Here is an 18,174-nt window from a genome sequence, read left to right on the forward strand (position 1 = left end):
TTTGAAGAAAATAAAAAGAAAAGAAGTTTTAAAAGAAAAATGGTGCTGGGCATAATCCCCAACACCAAGTTTGTCTACAGTCTGAAACCCAGAGGTCGAATCTCTGGGTTTTCTTTTTGTTGTTCCTAATGGAATTATTATATCGTTTTGCCTATTGGCAATTATAGCATATGTTTTTCTTGATTACAATATGCAAAATCAGCAGTCGATTCCGTTATTTTGGGATGGAAAACTTATTTTATCAAACTCTGCATATAAGCTATCATATCATTATTGGCTTGTACACTTTCTGGGAAGGTTGGATGTCCAATATTAAATACGTGCATTAATCCACTTCCTTGATTTTCATAGTCAGCAAAAGTAAATGATACATCAGCTTCATCTAACCAATTAGTAAATTCTAGTGTGGATTCGCGTGTCATAGTATCTGATGGTGTACTGCAAACATAACATCCTTCGAATATAGAAGGATCTACATAATTTGCAAAATACAGATGCTTCATTAAATCATCATCATATAAATACTTTGCTCCGATTGAGGAGGCGGTATAACCGGCAGGTCCTTTAACCACTGCATTACCATCCTTATCAATTAATTTCTGTGTATCGTATAAGTTATATTCCGGCGCAGAGGTAATAATTGCAGAAAAATTATAATTAGGAACAGTTACACCAAAATACTCCTGTAGCTCTGGTGAGTTCCAGATTGCCTGCGTAAGTAAAACATAATATCCTCCTGCACTGTCACCATCCAGAAATATATTATTGAGGTCAAAATGATACGTGTCTGCCTGATCTGCAACCCATTGGTAAGCAGCAAAAAGATCTTGTACTGCATCGACAAAGCTATTATCTGGAAGTTTCACATAATCAGGAGTAACAACCTCAAATCCATTGTTGGCAAGAATAATAGAATGTTCTTTATTTGTAGTTTTGTTTCCGCCAATAAATCCACCACCATGTACTTCAACGACAACTGGTGTATTCTCAGATATGTTAGAAGTACCATAAAGATCCAACATATGATTCTCATTTCCATCGTCAATGTATGGAATATCAGATATGATATCTGTGTATGAATCCAGTAAATTCTGGATTGTTGTATCGGTATTTTCTGCATATACTGGACTTGTAATAGTTAATGATAATATAGCAGCTGTCATTGTTAAAATATGTGTGTGTTTCATAATTAATTGTTCCTTCTTTCTTTATTTATTTGGTATTTTTTGAAAGTTCAATATGTCTGTCTAGGAATTCTAAAACCTTGTCTACTGCAATTGCCTTAAGATCAGGTTGAACACCATCAAAACTGTGAACTGCTTTTTTTCCTGAGAGAAGCAGAAGCTCTGAATTGGATTCATTGTACAGAGTTTCTAAAGCCTCTATAGAAGCTGTATAAGGAACTGCCTGATCGTTTAAGCCGTGGATTAATAACGCATCTCCGGTATAACCAGTAGATTTTTCCATGAGAGTTTCATCCGCAAGTGCAGCATATAACAAGATAATACCTGCAATATCTTCATTGTGAGAGGGAGCGGCTAAAGCTACATCCCTACCACCACGGCTTCCACCCAGAAGATATATATTTTCTGAATCACAGAATGGTTGATCTTTTACAAAAGATATTAGAGCATTCAAATCAGCTACTTGTGTCTCATCTGTAGATTCTTCATAATCTAAATCCGTGCTTAAGCAATTTGGAGCTTCTGTTCCACCACTAAAATCAAAGCAATATCCAATGTAACCTTGAGCTGCTAAATCTTGGAGCCATCCTGGATTCTTAAAACTCTTATGAGATCCCATGTTTTGGTGACAAAAAATTACAACAGGGTAAGTTTCTCCTTCCTGATAAGAGTCAGGAAAACAAAATTCACCATAAATACTACGGTTATCATTTTCTTCGTAGCCTTTGCACCAGGAGACAACATAGTAACATCCATCTCCTTTCTGAACATATCCTTCTTGATACTCTGGGGATAGCTCTTCTGCTTGGACTGGTTTTTGCAAGAAAAAAATACTAAAAATACATGCAAAAATAAAAATAGTCCATTTTTTTTTCATATCTAATTCCTCCCTTTTTCGTATAAGTGGTATCTTTGCTTATACACTTTAATTTTAGCAAAATTATACCAAATATTTATTGAAATGCTGCATAATATGCGCAAACTGTCAAAAAATATACGCAAGCTGAAAATATAATTGTACATATTTATTTATCGTATCGGGCTATTTTTCCAGTCAGTGTGCAATTAAACCACATTCACCCCTTCAGACAAAACCGAAACGGCGCAAAGTTGAAAAGTACCCCCACCCACCTATACTATACTAAAATACTAGGATATATCAGCAGCAACGCACACAAGCCCAATAGACCACACAATCAAAGGATCATACACAACCAACAACATATATCAGAAAAAAAGTGTTCTGCATAGCTTCAGGACTGGCAGACATCGAAAAATCATTGTAACAGTCCCAATAGTACCATATACAACAACAGTTCCCACATATCACGGCAGACAATACCACATTAAAACTGTATAACAGATCACAGCAGATAAAAGTATATGCTTACATTATCACAGTACATGCCAGTAAAGCCACAGCCAGACAAATTACAGCATAAGCCCCACAATCATACAACCACAGCTCAACATACCATACAGCCCAACCACATTCCCATTTTAGGAATCTGTGTCAATCTGGTATAACATTCTGCACTACTCAGTAATAAGCCCTACAATCAAACAAGATCCCACTCTTAGCAGAATACCACATATCTAATCATCATATCGCACCACAGCCCATTTTTCATTTACTAGGATTTTCCCAGTGAGTAATATCTTCAGACCTGATATAACAATTCGTTCTATCAGCTCACATTACCTGACACAGCTCACACCAGGTACACAGAACACCACACACCAGACACAGCCCGACACAATAAAAAGTCCATAGGACAATATAAGCCTATGGACTGTATAACTCATGGATCATCACAGATAACACCATGTCATTGTATTGTATATCTCTTGTTATGGTCTGCATTATATCAACAGTATATACCATAGCACTACACCACATTCACAGCAGATACCACAATTATTTTCTTTTGATCCGACACAGCGCAAGCATAACAGACCAGAACCGAACTACAGCAAACAGAAGCGGAAGCCATAGCAGACCAACACAACCGGAAGCAACAGCCGGAAGCCATAACGCAAAAAAAGAAGCGTTTTAACTTCTGTAATCTATATATAAAGATTCATACAATGGACTCTTAACAGTTCCGCCAAAGAAGTAACCTCTGTAACCTGCAGTTGGCCTTTTATAATATTTGGGTTTCGCTGTTATATGATAGTTTATACAAATTGATGCGGCATTTTTTAAAGAAACCTTTCCACCATTTTTTATCTTTTGGGGTTTATTATTTTTATAACAGATTTCAATACTGTCCACCTTATAATTCTTGACAGTTTTAGCAGTAATCTTTACTTTTGATTTTGGAGCAGTTCCTTTATCCTCTACCATCCAATGGCCTTTTGCAAGAGCAGCATAATTTTTGGAGCCGATCTTTATACTTGTAAATACTCGAGAGTGCTTTTTGAATGTTACGGCACAAGACAGGTTATAGCTCTTTCCATTCTGTTTTACTGTAAAACGGAGTTTTGTTTTTTCGCCATCTTTTACACAATGTATGGGACCTGGTGCTGTTTGTACAAAAATAGCGTTAAGACCAGCTGCTTTTGATGCGGTATAATATTTGTTTGATGATTGTACATTTGTGATTACAGCGGACCTGGATAAATTTTTTATATAAATATATCCATCTCCTTCTGTGGGCAGTTCACTTCCATTAATATAAGCACGATAAAACTCCAGAGTCTGTTTCTTCGGGCACTGAGGTGCCTTTGCTGCTGCGCTTACTGCTGTAGGCACTGCCAGGATTACGAAAAGGCATGCCAATAAGCTTACTAAAATGTTTCTTGTCTTTTTCACTTTGTTTTCCCTCCTGATTATTTTTTTCATTTTGTGCTGCTGTTAATTTCTCTTTTTCCTTCCGCTCCGTTCCCATTATAACGTACCCAAAAGTTCTGCTTCAGCTATATCGTCAGACTTTCCCTTTGAGCCGTTATATTTTTACATCATTATACTGATCTTATTATAAGCAGTCAATATTTTCCAAGATCATAATTCACGAAAATCTTTTTCGTGGTTACCGTTCACAGTAACACGCTTCGCGATGCACAGAAATCATACTTTGCATGATTTCGCGCCGCAATTCTCGGGTTTTCTGTGAACTTTGTTCGCAAAAAAACACCTCGCGGAATGTTACAGTGAACAATAACTTTTCGTGTTAATTGCAATTCAAACTTCCACTCCAGGAGCGTGTTTGAAAAAGGCTTTCCTATAACTAATCGGCAGCTTTCTTCCCTTTTATTGACTCTTTTGATTATTAACAGTATGATTAGGGTGTCAAAAGGTACGCTCCATGAACCTTGAAAATTTCATATAAACCAATAAATCATCATCTATAGATGGTATAATAATTTCAGTTTATTTGAGAGGTGATTCCATGTCTTTTGCAAAAAATGAATGTCAGCAGTTAACTTTGGAGGATAGTATGTTTTCCCTTACTGCCCGTGAACGTCGTATGCTCGAAAAATCCTGGGCAAAACCGTTTGCAGAAAAAATATTCCCCCTGATCAACGAAGAAAATTTTTCCGTCCTTTATAGTGATAAAGCTTCCCGCCCCAATACTCCTGTAAATATGATCGTTGGGGTATAGTGCTTGAAGAGCTTATGAGACTGACGGATGAGGAATTCGTGGATTCCCTTCTTTTTGATATCCGTTTCCAGTATGCCCTCCTGGTTGCTTCTAATATCCGGAAGCTTGGGAGGATGGAGCTCCTTTATACCTGTGTTGCTGACCTTGTATCTTTTCTCCACCGTACCGGGATGGACGACCTTCTGGGAGGTGTGGAACACTATTATGACCCTAATGATTATAACCAGGTTATTTATCATAGCAAAAGTGAAGATGCATCAGACAGGATCAAACAGATCCTTGTTGACGCAGACAAACTTCTTGCCGAATGTGAAGGGGCCTGTGATGAAAGTTCTGCCTACCAGTTACTGGTACGTGTTTTAAAAGAACAGACGGTTGTGGAAGAATCCGGTACGAGACGGCTGAAAACCAGATAAAAGAAAAAATTGAGGAAGCAGATGCTGTTGTAATAGGGGCTGGTGCGGGATTTTCCACATCAGCCGGTTTTGTGTATAACGGTGAAAGATTTGACAAATATTTTTCGGACTTTAGAAAGAAATATGGATTTTCTGATATGTATTCGGGAGGCTTCTACCCATATAAAACATTGGAAAAACACTGGGGATACTGGTGCAGATATATCTATATTAATCGATATATGGATGCTCCAAAACCGGTATATCAGAACCTGTATGATCTGGTGAAAGAGAAGGATTATTTTGTTCTGACAACAAATGTGGATCATTGCTTTCAGAAGGCAGGATTCGCTAAAAACAGAATCTTTTATACACAGGGAGATTATGGTCTGTTTCAATGTAGTGAGCCTTGCCATAAGAAAACCTATGACAATGAAGAAACTATAAAAAAAATGGTACTGAGTCAGGGATTTCGGATAAAAGACGGGGAACTGCAAAAAACGGAAGACGGAGAAATAAAGCTTACGGTTCCGACGGGGCTGATTCCATATTGTCCGCGCTGCGGCAAGCCGATGAGTATGAACCTCAGATCGGATCAGACATTTGTTGAAGATGAGGGATGGCACCAGGCAGCAGAACGGTACGAGAAATTTATACAGGATCATAAAAAACAGAAAATAGTGTTCCTTGAACTTGGAGTAGGATATAATACCCCTGGTATTATAAAATATCCGTTCTGGCAGATGACAAACACATTTCAACATGCATTTTATGTGTGTCTGAATCAGGGTGAAGCATATGCATCTGCAGAAATAACGAGAAAGTCTGTTTATATGAATGAAGATATTGGAGAAATCCTGAAAGAACTGTAGACTTGTGATAAAGAGCGGCTGTGAACGGGGTGAATAGTGATAAGAGAGGGTGTGATAAAATGATAATACAAACAGGAATGAGAACAGATATACCTGCATTTTATTCAAAATGGTTTTTGAATCGGATAAAAGAAGGATATGTATGCGTGAGGAATCCCTATGATCCAAAACAGGTGACGAAATACAGCCTTTCACCAGAAGTTGTGGATCTAATCGCATTCTGCACGAAGAACCCTCTTCCAATGCTGCCGTTTCTTGACGAGTTAAAACCATATGGTCAATACTGGTTTGTAACAATTACACCTTACGGAAGGGATATTGAGCCAAACGTTCCGGATAAAGAAACTGTGATGGAAGGATTTAAAAAATTGTCGGATGTCGTGGGCGTAGACAGTATTGGATGGAGATATGATCCGATTTTTATAGATAAAAAACATTCTGTGGAGTGGCATATATCTGAATTTGAAAAAATGGCTGAAATTCTTGCCGGATACACAAAGACATGTGTAATCAGCTTTATAGATATTTATAAAAAGGTGGAACGCAATTTTCCAGAAGCAAAATCAGTACGAGCAGAAGACCGGGCTATGATAGGAAAAGCATTTGTAAAAATAGCGTCAAAGTATGGAATGGTTCTGAGGCCTTGTGCAGAAGGAGAAGAGCTTGCTCAATATGGTGCAGATTGCTCCGGGTGTATGACTGTTCATACATTTGAGACAGCTCTCCATAGCAGACTGGAAGTTCCAAAGAGAAAGAAAAATCAGAGAAATGGGGAATGCACATGCCTTTTGGGGACAGATATAGGTGCCTATGATACTTGCGGACATTTGTGTAAATACTGTTATGCGAATGCAAATCCGGTTTTGGTCAAAGAAAATATGAAAAAGCATAATCCTGCATCTCCTTTTCTAATTGGTGGACATATGCTGGGTGATATTGTTCGTGAGGCAAAGCAGGAAAGCTGGATTGACAGACAGATTCGATTGAAATTTTAGAATAAAATTGCATAATAATGGTAATCCAAAGGTCTGCCGTCTGCCGCCTGCCAGCGTATTAATGATAAAAAAAGATTGCGAACTGCATGCAATTTGCAATCAAACGAAATATAATGAAGAAAAAAGAGGAGGCGATATCTATGGCAAGAACAGCAAATGTATTTGCACGTGTCGAACCTGAAGTAAAAGAACAGGCAGAGCAGGTGCTTGATCGACTTGGAATTCCAATGTCCAATGCAGTAGGAATGTTTCTGAGACAGATTGTGCTCCAGAGAGGAATTCCTTTTGAAATGAAACTTCCAGCTTATGAGGAGCCTGTGGCATATGGTTCTCTGACAAAGGAACAGTTCAATGCAGAAATAGAAAAAGGCATGGAAGATATTAAGGCTGGCAGAGTGTATTCAGCAGATGAAGTTGAAGCAGAAATGAAACGGGAATTTGGTATATGAAATATAAAGTGATGTATACAGCAGGAGCAAAGAAAGATCTGCGAAATATTTTCAGATATATTTCAGAGAAACTGTTAGCTCCAGAGAATGCTGCAGGACAGCAGAGCGGATTATGACGGCAATTCGGAAGCTGGATACTTGGATACTATGCCGAACAGAAATCGGCTCTATGAGGAAGAACCTTGGCACAGCAGAGGACTTCGATTCTTTCCGGTGGATAATTATCTGGTATTTTACAAAATAGATGATGAAGCTGAAGCGGTATATGTAGTGCGAATTATGTATGGTGGACGTGATGTTCATAAACAGTTAAATCAAACAGAAGACGTTTCAGTAAATTAAAACAGAATATGGAACTAAAACACGAGCAGTTAGTCTATGAAAAATAGGTTAGCTGCTTTTTTCATGTAAAAAAGGAGGTGCCGTGTATGGGATAGGCACGTAAAGATGTAGAGAAAACAAAGAAAATAGCAAAGAAATTTGTACGCTATCAAGAAGGAGCAGAGCTTTATAGCATTGGACTGACAAAGTTTCAGGAGCTGGCAAGTCACAGCTAGTAACTCCTGGAGGTGAGAACACCTCTTTGTACACGGGCGATATAGGAGTCTAGAAGACTGGCGTGTACCTACATGCTTAGCATTAAGCATAGCATTTATAATTATTGTACTTATCGTATTGTATTCATTAGCGAGGACGGCAGGTGAGTCGGACAGGATATTGGAAAATATAAGAGAGCAATCACTCCTTGGAAGGGAGGAGAGCTCTGGTGGGAACAGTTGAAAAAAAGAATTAAACATAAGAAACGCAGGTTTGTATCTTCAGAAGAGAAGCTTGAGAGTGAATTAAAAGATTGTATCCGCATTACTTTGCAGCTGATGAGGACGGGAAAAAGTTGAATTTTGAACCGGGAGCTGCGATAGACATTGAGTTTGTAACACTTGTTGCTGTAAAAGCTATTTATGATCTTCTGAACCATGATAAGGATCAGTATACAACGAGCGTGTTAGGCTACCTGACAAATTATACTTTGGTATGCAATACCAACGAACTCGTGATCGGTGGAAAAAATGCGGAGATATTTCCCCAAAATATAAAGGTAACTGTCCAGTATGGAAAAATCTCATTGCCTATTTAGCGACAATATGCTTATAATGAGTCTATGACAAAAGACCTTAAAGCTGTCCAATACAACTGAAGCTTTACGGGCAGGATTCTTATTCAAAATGTGAACTGCGGAGGAAATCATGATGAAGAAAAAAATTATTAAGCTGTTCGCAATACTGGCGGCTGTTTTTCTGGGATCCCTGGAGGTGGGATGGCGCTTTTTTAACATGGTGGTCTGCTGCAAAAGGGGAGAGCAGAAAAAGGAAAGAAAAAAATGGTTTGAACTGTCTCATATCAGGGAAAATCATCCCCAGAACGGTTATGCCAGAGAATATAATGAGAGTAAGGCATGGTGCTTTGGACAGAACATGCAGGACTGTTATATCAAAAGTATTGATGGATTAAAACTGCATGCATTATATCTGCCTGCAGTAGCTGCAAAACGGATCGTCATATTAAGTCATGGATATCGTGGCAGCCGGTTTGGCACGTTGTCGTTTATGGCGAAATATCTGCATGAGCATCAGTGCGATGTCCTGTTTATCGAGCATCGCTGCTGCGGTGACAGCGAGGGAAAATATATTACTTTTGGAGCAAAGGAACAATGGGATGTGCAGCAATGGGCTGTATATATGGCTGAACGAAACAAAGAGAAGCTTCCCATTTACCTGTACGGACAGTCCATGGGTGCAGCATCTGTGCTGATGGCATCAGGACATACTCTTCCACCTGAGGTAAAGGGCCTGATTGCGGACTGTGGTTTCCAGTCTATGGAAAGGCAGATGCGTGATATGGCAGCTAACTGGTTTCACCTGCATCATATTCCGTTGCTTCTGATGGAACTGGACTGGTTCTGTTCTCTTCTGGCTGGATTTCATATGAAAGATGCAGACACTACAGAAGCCATGAAAAAAAATAAAAGACCGGTTCTCTTTTTCCATGGAGAGAAGGACACCTATGTGTATCCCAATAACTCTTTTCAGAATTATATGCTCTGCAGGGCAGAAAAGGAACTGGTGATCATACCGGGAGCCCGGCATCTGTGCAGTGCCTATGCAGATCCGGAACTGTATCAGCATAAGATGATGGAATTTTTTGAAAAATACGATTAAACGGAAAAAATCCTGACCGGGATTTATCAGACATAGTACATAGCAGGAAATACACCTTTGAACTGTTATGTTAAATGTATGATAAGTCTCGGTCAATTTTTTATAAAGTGTTCATTAAGTCTTCTGGGTACTGGAATTTCCTGAGAAGGTATGATATTTTTTCACCTGAAGCATACATACAATGTTTTCTGTCCCGGATAAAGAGGAAACCCGGGACAATGGAGGTTATCTATTATATGAGAAATTATTATCCTTTGACGGCAGCTCAGAAAATGCATCATAACTGGATCCTGGATTATGGTACACAGCAGGTATCTGGCGTAAGCGTTGTAGCTTCTGTACAGGCAGAACTGGATTTTGGATTATTAAAAAAATGTATCCAGATGGAAACAGAGCGTTCCAGTTGTACCAGAGTCCGTTTTACAAAGCCGGATAAAGAGGGAAATGTAAAACAGTATATTGAAAAACAGGACCCACGTGATATTGAACTGAAGGATCTGTCAGGAATGGAAAGTCTGGCAAAGGCAGATGAGCTGATGCAGCAGTGGGCATATGAAACATTTGATGGAAATAATATTCCAATGTGTGAATTTACTATGCTGAAGCTTCCGGAAGGATACAATGGTTTCTTTTTACATATGGATCACAGACTGATCGATTCCTGTGGACTTGTAGTTATGATCGAAGATCTTTTCCAATTATATACGCATTACAGATATGGAACAGCCTGTCCTCAGGAACTGGTAGATTTTGAAACGGTTCTGAAAAAAGACCTGGCAAAGGCGGGTAATGAAAAGCGTTTTGCAAAAGATAAAAAATTCTGGGATGACCAGCTGGATGCACTGGGTGAGCCGTTATATTCTGATATTCAGGGACCGTCTGTATTGGAGGAAGCAAGAAAACGCCATGGAAATCCGAAGCTTCGTGCTTCGGACATTGAGATGAACGAGCTGTTTGTTGCAGTAAAGGATTATCATCTGGAACCGTATGCGACACAGAACCTGATGGATTTCTGTATGAATCATCAGCTCTCTATGACAAATCTGCTTCTGCTTGGTATCCGTACTTATCTGTCAAAAGTAAATAATGGACAGGAGGATATTACAATCCAGAATTTTATATCCAGACGTTCTACCCATGACGAATGGACTTCCGGAGGAAGCCGAACCATTATGTTTCCATGCAGAACAGTGATCTCACCAGAGACAGATTTTCTTTCGGCAGCTTATGAAATCCAGAATATGCAGAACCGAATTTATATGCACAGCAATTATGATCCGGCACTTATTGTGGATGAGATGAGAAAAAGATATCATACACCGGAGCATACCAGCTATGAAAGCTGCTATCTGACTTATCAGCCAATGCCGGTGAAGGTGGAGAATGAAATGCTTGGAACTATCCGCCAGCATGCCAAATGGTTTGCAAACGGTGCTGCAACCAAGAAAATGTATCTGACTGTATCTCATACCGAGGATGGGGGAATGAATTTCTCCTATCATTATCAGACTGCGCATCTGGAGGAGCATGACATGGAACTGTTGTATTATTATATGATGCGTATTCTTTTTAAAGGGATTGCAGAGCCGGATATGAGCATTGGAGAGATTATGGAGCAGGTATAAAGAGTAACAGGTTCCACAAAGCTTGAAGGAGTAAGAACGGTTAAAGAGAACTTGCCAGCATTGTTTTTATGGAAATCAAAAATCAGGAGGAAATGGAATGAGTCAGGAAATGGAATTTAAAAATATTGTAGCACAGTACAGTAAAGTGAAAACGGAAGAGATGACAGGTGAAATGAGATTCCGTGAAGATCTGGGATTTACTTCCCTGGATTTTATGTCTTTTCTGGGTGAGCTTGAGGATACCTTTGATATTGAACTGGATGAAAACGAAGTGACAAAAATTACAACTCTTGAGGAGGCGCTTAAGCTTCTTGAGGAGCTTCAGTAAGAATTAACAGAGTGTCAGTTCGCAGAACAGGAGGAAAAATATGCTGATCAGGAATATATTAGAAGAAAGTGTACAGAAATTTGGCGAAGTCAAAGCGGTAAAATGGCTTAACCGAAAAGAGGTTCTGGAGAAAAGCTACAGCGAAATGATGAAAAATGTGATTTCTACCAGAAAAGGACTTCTTGCAGAAGGGTTTGCAGGAAAGCATATTGCATTAATCGGAACCAGTTCTGTAGAATGGATCGAAAGCTATCTGGGAATTATTACAGGATGCGCTACAGCGGTGCCGCTGGATGCTGCACTGCCATGTGAAGAACTGATCGACCTGATAAATCGCTCCGATTCCGAAGCACTCTTCTTAAGTCCGAAACACAGACCATATCTGGAAGCATTTCTTGCAAACTGTCCCAGGCTTCAGAAAGTATGGATGCTCCAGGAAAATGTGGAGGATCTGCCTTCAGGCGTATACAGTATCAATGAGCTGAGAGATATGGGAAAGAGCGCAGCAGAAGATGCTTCCTGTCCGAATGCAGAAGATATTGCGACTATTATCTTTACTTCCGGAACCACAGGAAAGAGCAAAGGGGTTATGCTGACACAGAATAATCTGGCATCCAACGTTGAGGCAGTTAAGATTTCAGCAGAGCCTGGAACTGCCATGCTCAGTGTACTTCCAATCCATCATGCATTCTGCCTTGTCATGGACTGGCTGAAAGGATTTTCTCAGGGGGCAACGATCTGTATCAATGACTCCCTGCTTCATATGGTCAGAAATATGAGTATTTTTAAACCAGATATCACGCTCATGGTTCCGATGATGATTGAGACAATTTATAAGAGACTGGCGGCAGCTGGTCCGGAAATCCCGAAGGCAGTTCTTGCAGAAAAAGTATTCGGCGGAAAACTGAAAACGATTTTTACCGGCGGGGCACATCTGGATCCGTACTATATTGACCGTTTTGCAGAATATGGCGTTCAGATACTGGAAGGATATGGCATGTCGGAATGTTCTCCTGTTATCAGTAATAACACACCGGAAAATCATAAACCGGGTTCTATCGGAAGACCACTTGAGAATGTGGAGATAAAGTTTGAAAACGGGGAGATTCTGGTAAAGGGTACAAGTGTTATGAAAGGGTACTATCAGATGCCGGAGGAGACAGCGGAAACACTGAAGGATGGCTGGCTGCATACAGGCGACAAGGGCTATATGGATGAAGATGGATACCTTTTTATTAACGGTCGTGTGAAAAATCTGATCATTCTCTCCAATGGGGAAAATGTATCACCGGAAGAACTTGAGAACAAGCTTGCGCTGAACCCGCTTGTTGCGGAAGTGATTGTGACAGGTGAAGAGAATGGTCTGACAGCACGCATCTATCCGGAACAGGCAGTTGTGGAGGCAAAGGCACTGGATACTGAGATGATTCGTTTACAGCTTCAGGCATTTCTGGATGAATACAATAAAAATCAGCCGACCTACCGTCGCATTACAGGTCTGGTGATCCGGAAAAATCCGTTTATACGCAGTACAACAAAGAAAATCAGGAGACAGGATGTCCTGATTGATGAGCCACAGGCATAAGAAAAACCCGTCTGAGTGAATTGCTTAGACGGGTTTTTCTTATGCCTGTTTGAAAGAGCATTCCCGCAATCTGCACGCCCCACTTTGCGGGAGTGCTTTTACAAACACGTCAGGATAAAAGCGGCAGCATGCCAGTCAGGAAAACCTGAGTCAGAATCTCTGCAATGACTTCTGGTTCAAGATTAAAATGATCCCGGGTCCATTTGTGGAGAACACCGATCGTGCTGCCGATCGCACAGGTGATCACATAAGATATTTCCTCTTTTGTGTGTCTGACGGGTCTGGCACTGGAGGTAGTAGCGGTGACATAGTGATGAAGCATAGTCAGCATTTTTTCAAAGAGATCATTCCCATGGGGGGTGCTCAGAAGACTGGAAAGGAAAGGATTTTCCATTGTATAGCGGCAAATTGTCAGAAAATAGGACTGACAGATATCGCGGTCATTTTCAGGATGAAATTTTTCCATTATAGAAAAAACATCCTGGATCGTCTTTTCCTCAACAGCGGATACAAGAGAGGGAATGTCTTGATAATGATTATAAAAAGTGCTTCTCGCGATACCGGCTGTCTTAGTGATATCGGATACTGTAATCTGATCAGGAGTTTTTTTCTTTAGAAGTTTAAAAAAAGCACCCAGGATGGCTTCATCCGCTACAGAATATCTTTTGTCAGGAACTGGATTTTGCATAGTCGATTCCCTCCCATATTTATAAATATAATGATACCAGTGTCAAAAGGTCAAAAAGCCGTTCGTGCTTGCACGATAAGTCGTTTGAACTTGGGACATGCCAAATATGAGAAAGTAGCGATTTACGCAGTAAATCAGCGAATTTCGAATATTTGGAGGGGTGCGGGAGCAGCGTAGCTGCGGAGCAATCCGGGGTATCAAATGAGTGGCAAAAGACCTTTTGACACTCATATCATATAATAAAGTATAACACAAATCCAATCGTATAAGAACAAGAAAAAATAGCGAGTATAAGGTTGATAAAACAGAAGCATTCCATTATGATCGTTCTAAAAAGAACGATAAAGGAGGGTGAAATGTATTTCTGGGATAAGCATAAAACAATTACAAGCTAATATGTGGATCATCGCAATGGGGCTTCAGCTTCTGTTTTAGAAGCTGTGTATTGCAAAGCGTGTAACTGTGAAAGCACATATTTTTCACCGGTTGATATGGCAATTCTGGAAAATGTTTATTTCTCTATTTCATAGGCAGGAAGCAATACACATGCGCAGAAGTTTTCCAATGGCTGGAAACATTTGATAATAAGTTCACGATGAATCCTGGCACTGTAAGTTTTGAGACGACAGCTTCCGCCATTCACGGCAACATCTGTATATGCGGCAAGGAGCTTCTTATCTCCGTTGGGAAATGCCTGATAAAAAGACTGGTCAAGTATTTCCTGGACATCCATGCCTTCCAGCAGAAGCATTTCTTTATTGCAATAGCGGAAAACGAAGTCAATTCCAGTTCCGTTTTTATTAAAAATCAGTTCGATTACACAAAAAGCGAGGGGCATATCATCTAATACAGAAAAACGCATACGAATATTTGGTAATAAAGTCCTGGTATGATCCTGATGCAAAGATTTGTTCAGAAATTTGTGAGTGGCCGCGCCACGCTTACGTCCTTCCAGACGTATGCCATCCTTCATATGATAGGTGCAGTTCTCAATATGATCAATCTGTCCTCTGGAAACCACGGTGCCCTTATTTATGGAAATATAACCATAAGGTATAAGAATTTCATATAAATCTTTGACTGTGATAAAAGTTTTCACAACTCGTCCATCGGTCATATAAATGCAGGTCTTATTCGCCTGTCTGAGCAGATATTTGATATTACTGATATGGATATTGTTTTTCCTTAAAAATTTCATGATCTTTTCATCCATATAAATATCCCTCCGGTTTTTAGTATAGGGTAGAAGATGTCAGGTTACTATATTTTCGACAGTGTTATCAGCAGATAATGGAATAAGTATACTATAAACGTAAAGATTTTACCAGTGTGATTTGTTTTGGGTAAAAAGACAGGGATATTGGCGCTACTGGTCACGGAGTGAACAGTAACATTTTGGCATCAAATACTTCTGCAATAAGTAATTAAAAAGGTATCACAACCGGAAGTGAAAGGTTGCGATACCTTTTTTTGCGTCAAACTGAAAATCGTTTTACCAGATTTGCCGAAACTTCAATTTTACAGGTATGCTGCCGGGGTTCGTTTATTTGAGAGAGAAGCTCTCTGGCGGCAACCTGTCCCATATAATGACGGGGGATGCTGATACTGGTAAGTGAGGGGTCGATAATACGTCCTTCAGAGATATTGTCGAAGCCTACAATCGCCACCTGCTCCGGCACCTTGTAGCCTCTGAGCCGCAAGGCCTTGATGGTTCCGATTGCAATCAGGTCATTGTCCGCAAAATAACAGTCTGCCAGAGTATCCCCTCTGTCAATAATTGCAAGCATATCTGCCATTGCACCATCAATGGTTGGAGAAAGCTGGTGAATGATACAGCGGGAACGGGACATTCCATTATCATGGACAGCGTGATAAAATCCCTCCAGACGCTCTGAAAAGTTGCGGAGAGGGTAAGCAGACTGCAGGTATCCAGGCTGTTTCATTCTCCGGCTGATTAGATAATCAGTAGCCAGATAAGCTCCCTGACGGTTATTGGGAACTACATAATTACAGTTAAGGTTTTCAAAATAGGCGTCCAGGATCACCACCGGAAAAGGAAGCTTCAGGAAAGGCCGGACCATTTCCTCCCGCATTTCAGTCCCAAACAAAATGATTCCCACACAGTCAGTAGTTCTTAAATCCCCCAGATAATGCTCCAGATTATCCCGCTTTTCATAAAATGTGATTACTTTCAGCTTATAATTATCCTTTTGCACTACGGATTCCATACCCTCCACCATAGCATCAAAAATAGGAGAATAGGACATGATGGCATTATGGGAACGATAGCTTACCGCGTAAATGCTTCCAGCTTTATTTTTTTTTAGAGAAAGTCTGGTAAAGTCATAGCCGTATTTTTCAGCGGCTTCTATCACCATCCGGCGGGTTTCCGTACTGACTCCGGGCTTATTGTTCAGCGCCATGGAGACGGCGGTCTGTGAAAGCTTCAGTTTTTCAGCCAGTTCTTTTGCGGTAATGGACATTTGCGGCACCTCCCAGAGTAATAATTGTAAAGCAAAAAGATAAAGTTTCACCTGTTTTTAGACGTAAAAGGATTTCCTGTGGAAACTGTTCATATTTCTTTAGCAGAAGTTTTTTCTGTTGTATATATTGTACTTCTTAATTGAAAAATAAACAATATATTTGTGAAGAATAAAGTGAAAATAAAGTCAAAAATACTTTATTTTTTATTGGAATAAAGCTAAAGGAGACCTATACTAGAGCTATAAAGAAAAGCAAACAGAATATCTGGGTAAGTAATAAAGAAAAATATTTTACAGCTAAGAAAAACCAAAAGAAAATAATAAATATAAACAAGGAGGAATACCAGAATGGCAAAGATCAAAATCGGCTACGCGCCAACCAGACGAAGTATTTTCAGTGCACCGGATGCAGTTAAGTATCGTGGACTTACTGCAGACAGATTAAAAGAATTAGGAATCGATTTTGTAGACATCACAGACGTAAATGACGAGGGTCTTCTTTATGACGAGGCAGGCCGCATCAAGATTGCAGAGAAATTCAAAAAAGAGAAAATCGACGGACTTTTCCTTCCGCACTGCAACTTCGGAACAGAGTTTGAATGTGCAAGACTTGCAAAAGAGTTAAATGTACCGGTTCTTCTGTGGGGACCTCTTGATGAGAGACCAGACGAGAACGGTGTCCGTCTTCGTGATACACAGTGTGGACTTTTTGCAACAGGTAAAGTCCTCAGAAGATTTCGCGTTCCATTTACATACATGACAAACTGCAGACTGAATGATCCGGTATTCGAGCGTGGTCTTCGTGATTTCATGGCTGTCTGTAATGTAGTAAAAACCTTCCGCAACATGAGAATTCTTCAGATTTCCACAAGACCATACGAGTTCTGGTCCACCATGTGCAACGAGGGTGAACTTCTTGAGAAATTCAACATCCAGCTGACCCCAATCCCAATGCCAGAGCTGACAGATGAGATGAAGAAAGCAAAAGCAGAAGGAACAGAGGTTGCAAAGGTTGTAGAATACTGCCGCCAGAACATGGAAATCTGCATTAAAGATAATGAACTTGAGAATGTAGCAGCCCTGAAAGTTGCCATGAAGAACCTGATTGAGAAATACGGCTGCCAGGCAGCTGCAATCCAGTGCTGGAACCAGCTGCAGAGCGAGATTGGAATTATGCCATGTGCAGCAAACGCACTTCTCAATGAAGAGGGAATTCCGGTTGTATGTGAGACCGATATTCACGGTGCAATTACCGCTCTTCTTGTTGAGGCAGCAGCACTTGATGACACAAGAAGCTTCTTCGCAGACTGGACTATCCGCCATCCTGACATTGAGAACGGCGAGCTTCTTCAGCACTGTGGACCATGGCCGATCTCTGTTGCAAGAGAGACTCCGAAGCTTACTTATCCGCTGGCATTCAGCCATCCGGGAAGCATTACAGCTGAGGCAAAACACGGCGAAGTAACTCTGGCACGTTTCGACGGCGACAACGGAGAATACTCCATGCTTCTTGGAAAGGCAAAAGGTGTTGATGGCCCGAAGGGTATGGGAACCTACCTCTGGGTTGAGGTGGAGAACATCAAACGTCTGGAAGCTAAGATCGTAGAGGGACCATACATCCATCACTGCGTAGGTATCCACAAAGACGTAGTTCCGGTACTTTACGAGGCATGCAAATACATGGGAATCACTCCTGATTTATATGATCCTATTGAAGAAGATGTGAAAGCATATTTAAGAGGTGAATGA

Annotated in this window: 18 protein-coding genes and 3 pseudogenes; 14 read left to right on the forward strand and 7 right to left on the reverse strand. The window is 40.3% G+C overall.

The annotated features are described in order from the left end of the window. Positions 1-233 precede the first annotated feature (233 nt). Complete coding sequence (locus LIQ05_RS13005) at positions 234-1,187, reverse strand: alpha/beta hydrolase (RefSeq protein WP_226821258.1); 954 nt, start codon at positions 1,185-1,187, stop codon at positions 234-236. A 25-nt stretch (positions 1,188-1,212) separates the two neighbouring features. Beyond that, positions 1,213-2,061: an alpha/beta hydrolase family protein gene (locus tag LIQ05_RS13010; protein WP_226821260.1), complete on the reverse strand. Its 849-nt coding sequence runs from the start codon at positions 2,059-2,061 to the stop codon at positions 1,213-1,215. 506 nt (positions 2,062-2,567) lie between these two features. On the opposite strand from LIQ05_RS13010, the gene LIQ05_RS13015 reads away from it, so the two are divergent. Then, on the forward strand, positions 2,568-2,711 hold the full coding sequence (locus tag LIQ05_RS13015) for a hypothetical protein (protein ID WP_226821262.1): 144 nt from the start codon (positions 2,568-2,570) through the stop codon (positions 2,709-2,711). Between the two features lie 526 nt (positions 2,712-3,237). On the opposite strand, the gene LIQ05_RS13020 is transcribed toward LIQ05_RS13015, so the two are convergent. Next, a complete protein-coding gene (locus LIQ05_RS13020; RefSeq protein WP_226821264.1) occupies positions 3,238-3,999 on the reverse strand; it encodes a hypothetical protein in 762 nt (253 codons plus the stop codon). 577 nt (positions 4,000-4,576) lie between these two features. Between LIQ05_RS13020 and LIQ05_RS13025 the strand changes: the two genes are divergently transcribed. The 12 genes and pseudogenes from LIQ05_RS13025 to LIQ05_RS13080 all read left to right on the forward strand — a co-directional run bounded on the left by LIQ05_RS13025 (position 4,577) and on the right by LIQ05_RS13080 (position 13,254). Continuing rightward, positions 4,577-4,789, forward strand: a complete 213-nt coding sequence (locus tag LIQ05_RS13025) for a hypothetical protein (protein ID WP_226821267.1) — start codon at positions 4,577-4,579, stop codon at positions 4,787-4,789. A gap of 14 nt (positions 4,790-4,803) precedes the next feature. Then, positions 4,804-5,205 carry a hypothetical protein gene (locus LIQ05_RS13030; protein WP_226821269.1) on the forward strand — a complete coding sequence of 134 codons (402 nt, stop codon included), beginning with the start codon at positions 4,804-4,806 and terminating at the stop codon, positions 5,203-5,205. Further along, entirely contained in the window at positions 5,175-6,056 is an 882-nt protein-coding gene (locus tag LIQ05_RS13035; protein ID WP_226821394.1) for an SIR2 family NAD-dependent protein deacylase, read from the forward strand. The genes LIQ05_RS13030 and LIQ05_RS13035 overlap by 31 nt, the downstream gene beginning before the upstream one ends. A gap of 59 nt (positions 6,057-6,115) precedes the next feature. Further along, positions 6,116-7,051, forward strand: a complete 936-nt coding sequence (locus LIQ05_RS13040; protein ID WP_226821271.1) for a DUF1848 domain-containing protein — start codon at positions 6,116-6,118, stop codon at positions 7,049-7,051. A 140-nt stretch (positions 7,052-7,191) separates the two neighbouring features. Further along, positions 7,192-7,500 carry a type II toxin-antitoxin system RelB/DinJ family antitoxin gene (locus tag LIQ05_RS13045; RefSeq protein WP_026649468.1) on the forward strand — a complete coding sequence of 103 codons (309 nt, stop codon included), beginning with the start codon at positions 7,192-7,194 and terminating at the stop codon, positions 7,498-7,500. Next, positions 7,497-7,842 (forward strand): annotated as a pseudogene (locus LIQ05_RS20680) (type II toxin-antitoxin system RelE/ParE family toxin). Before LIQ05_RS13045 ends, LIQ05_RS20680 begins: the two are co-directional and overlap by 4 nt. A gap of 125 nt (positions 7,843-7,967) precedes the next feature. Beyond that, a pseudogene (locus LIQ05_RS13055) lies at positions 7,968-8,054 on the forward strand (DUF6462 family protein); the annotation flags it as partial. Positions 8,055-8,392: 338 nt separating this feature from the next. Next, on the forward strand, positions 8,393-8,635 hold the full coding sequence (locus LIQ05_RS13060) for a hypothetical protein (RefSeq protein WP_226821274.1): 243 nt from the start codon (positions 8,393-8,395) through the stop codon (positions 8,633-8,635). Positions 8,636-8,744: 109 nt separating this feature from the next. Continuing rightward, positions 8,745-9,716 carry an alpha/beta hydrolase gene (locus LIQ05_RS13065; protein WP_226821276.1) on the forward strand — a complete coding sequence of 324 codons (972 nt, stop codon included), beginning with the start codon at positions 8,745-8,747 and terminating at the stop codon, positions 9,714-9,716. Between the two features lie 236 nt (positions 9,717-9,952). After that, positions 9,953-11,341 (forward strand): condensation domain-containing protein, encoded by a 1,389-nt coding sequence (locus LIQ05_RS13070; RefSeq protein ID WP_226821278.1) that lies wholly within the window; start codon positions 9,953-9,955, stop codon positions 11,339-11,341. Between the two features lie 97 nt (positions 11,342-11,438). After that, positions 11,439-11,669, forward strand: a complete 231-nt coding sequence (locus LIQ05_RS13075) for an acyl carrier protein (protein WP_226821280.1) — start codon at positions 11,439-11,441, stop codon at positions 11,667-11,669. Between the two features lie 40 nt (positions 11,670-11,709). Next, complete coding sequence (locus LIQ05_RS13080) at positions 11,710-13,254, forward strand: AMP-binding protein (protein WP_226821282.1); 1,545 nt, start codon at positions 11,710-11,712, stop codon at positions 13,252-13,254. Here LIQ05_RS13080 and LIQ05_RS20685 read toward each other — a convergent pair. From LIQ05_RS20685 to LIQ05_RS13095, 4 genes and pseudogenes are all read right to left on the reverse strand, one after another. Next, a pseudogene (locus tag LIQ05_RS20685) lies at positions 13,214-13,342 on the reverse strand (DUF6783 domain-containing protein); the annotation flags it as partial. The gene LIQ05_RS13080 and the pseudogene LIQ05_RS20685 overlap by 41 nt on opposite strands. Positions 13,343-13,363: 21 nt before the next feature. After that, positions 13,364-13,942, reverse strand: a complete 579-nt coding sequence (locus tag LIQ05_RS13085) for a TetR/AcrR family transcriptional regulator (RefSeq protein WP_226821284.1) — start codon at positions 13,940-13,942, stop codon at positions 13,364-13,366. 511 nt (positions 13,943-14,453) lie between these two features. After that, complete coding sequence (locus LIQ05_RS13090) at positions 14,454-15,155, reverse strand: hypothetical protein (protein WP_226821287.1); 702 nt, start codon at positions 15,153-15,155, stop codon at positions 14,454-14,456. Between the two features lie 262 nt (positions 15,156-15,417). Beyond that, complete coding sequence (locus LIQ05_RS13095; protein ID WP_226821289.1) at positions 15,418-16,425, reverse strand: LacI family DNA-binding transcriptional regulator; 1,008 nt, start codon at positions 16,423-16,425, stop codon at positions 15,418-15,420. A 348-nt stretch (positions 16,426-16,773) separates the two neighbouring features. Between LIQ05_RS13095 and LIQ05_RS13100 the strand changes: the two genes are divergently transcribed. Next, complete coding sequence (locus tag LIQ05_RS13100) at positions 16,774-18,174, forward strand: L-fucose/L-arabinose isomerase family protein (protein WP_173715703.1); 1,401 nt, start codon at positions 16,774-16,776, stop codon at positions 18,172-18,174.

The sequence above is a fragment of the Blautia glucerasea genome (assembly GCF_020537505.1).
Taxonomy (GTDB): domain Bacteria; phylum Bacillota; class Clostridia; order Lachnospirales; family Lachnospiraceae; genus Blautia_A.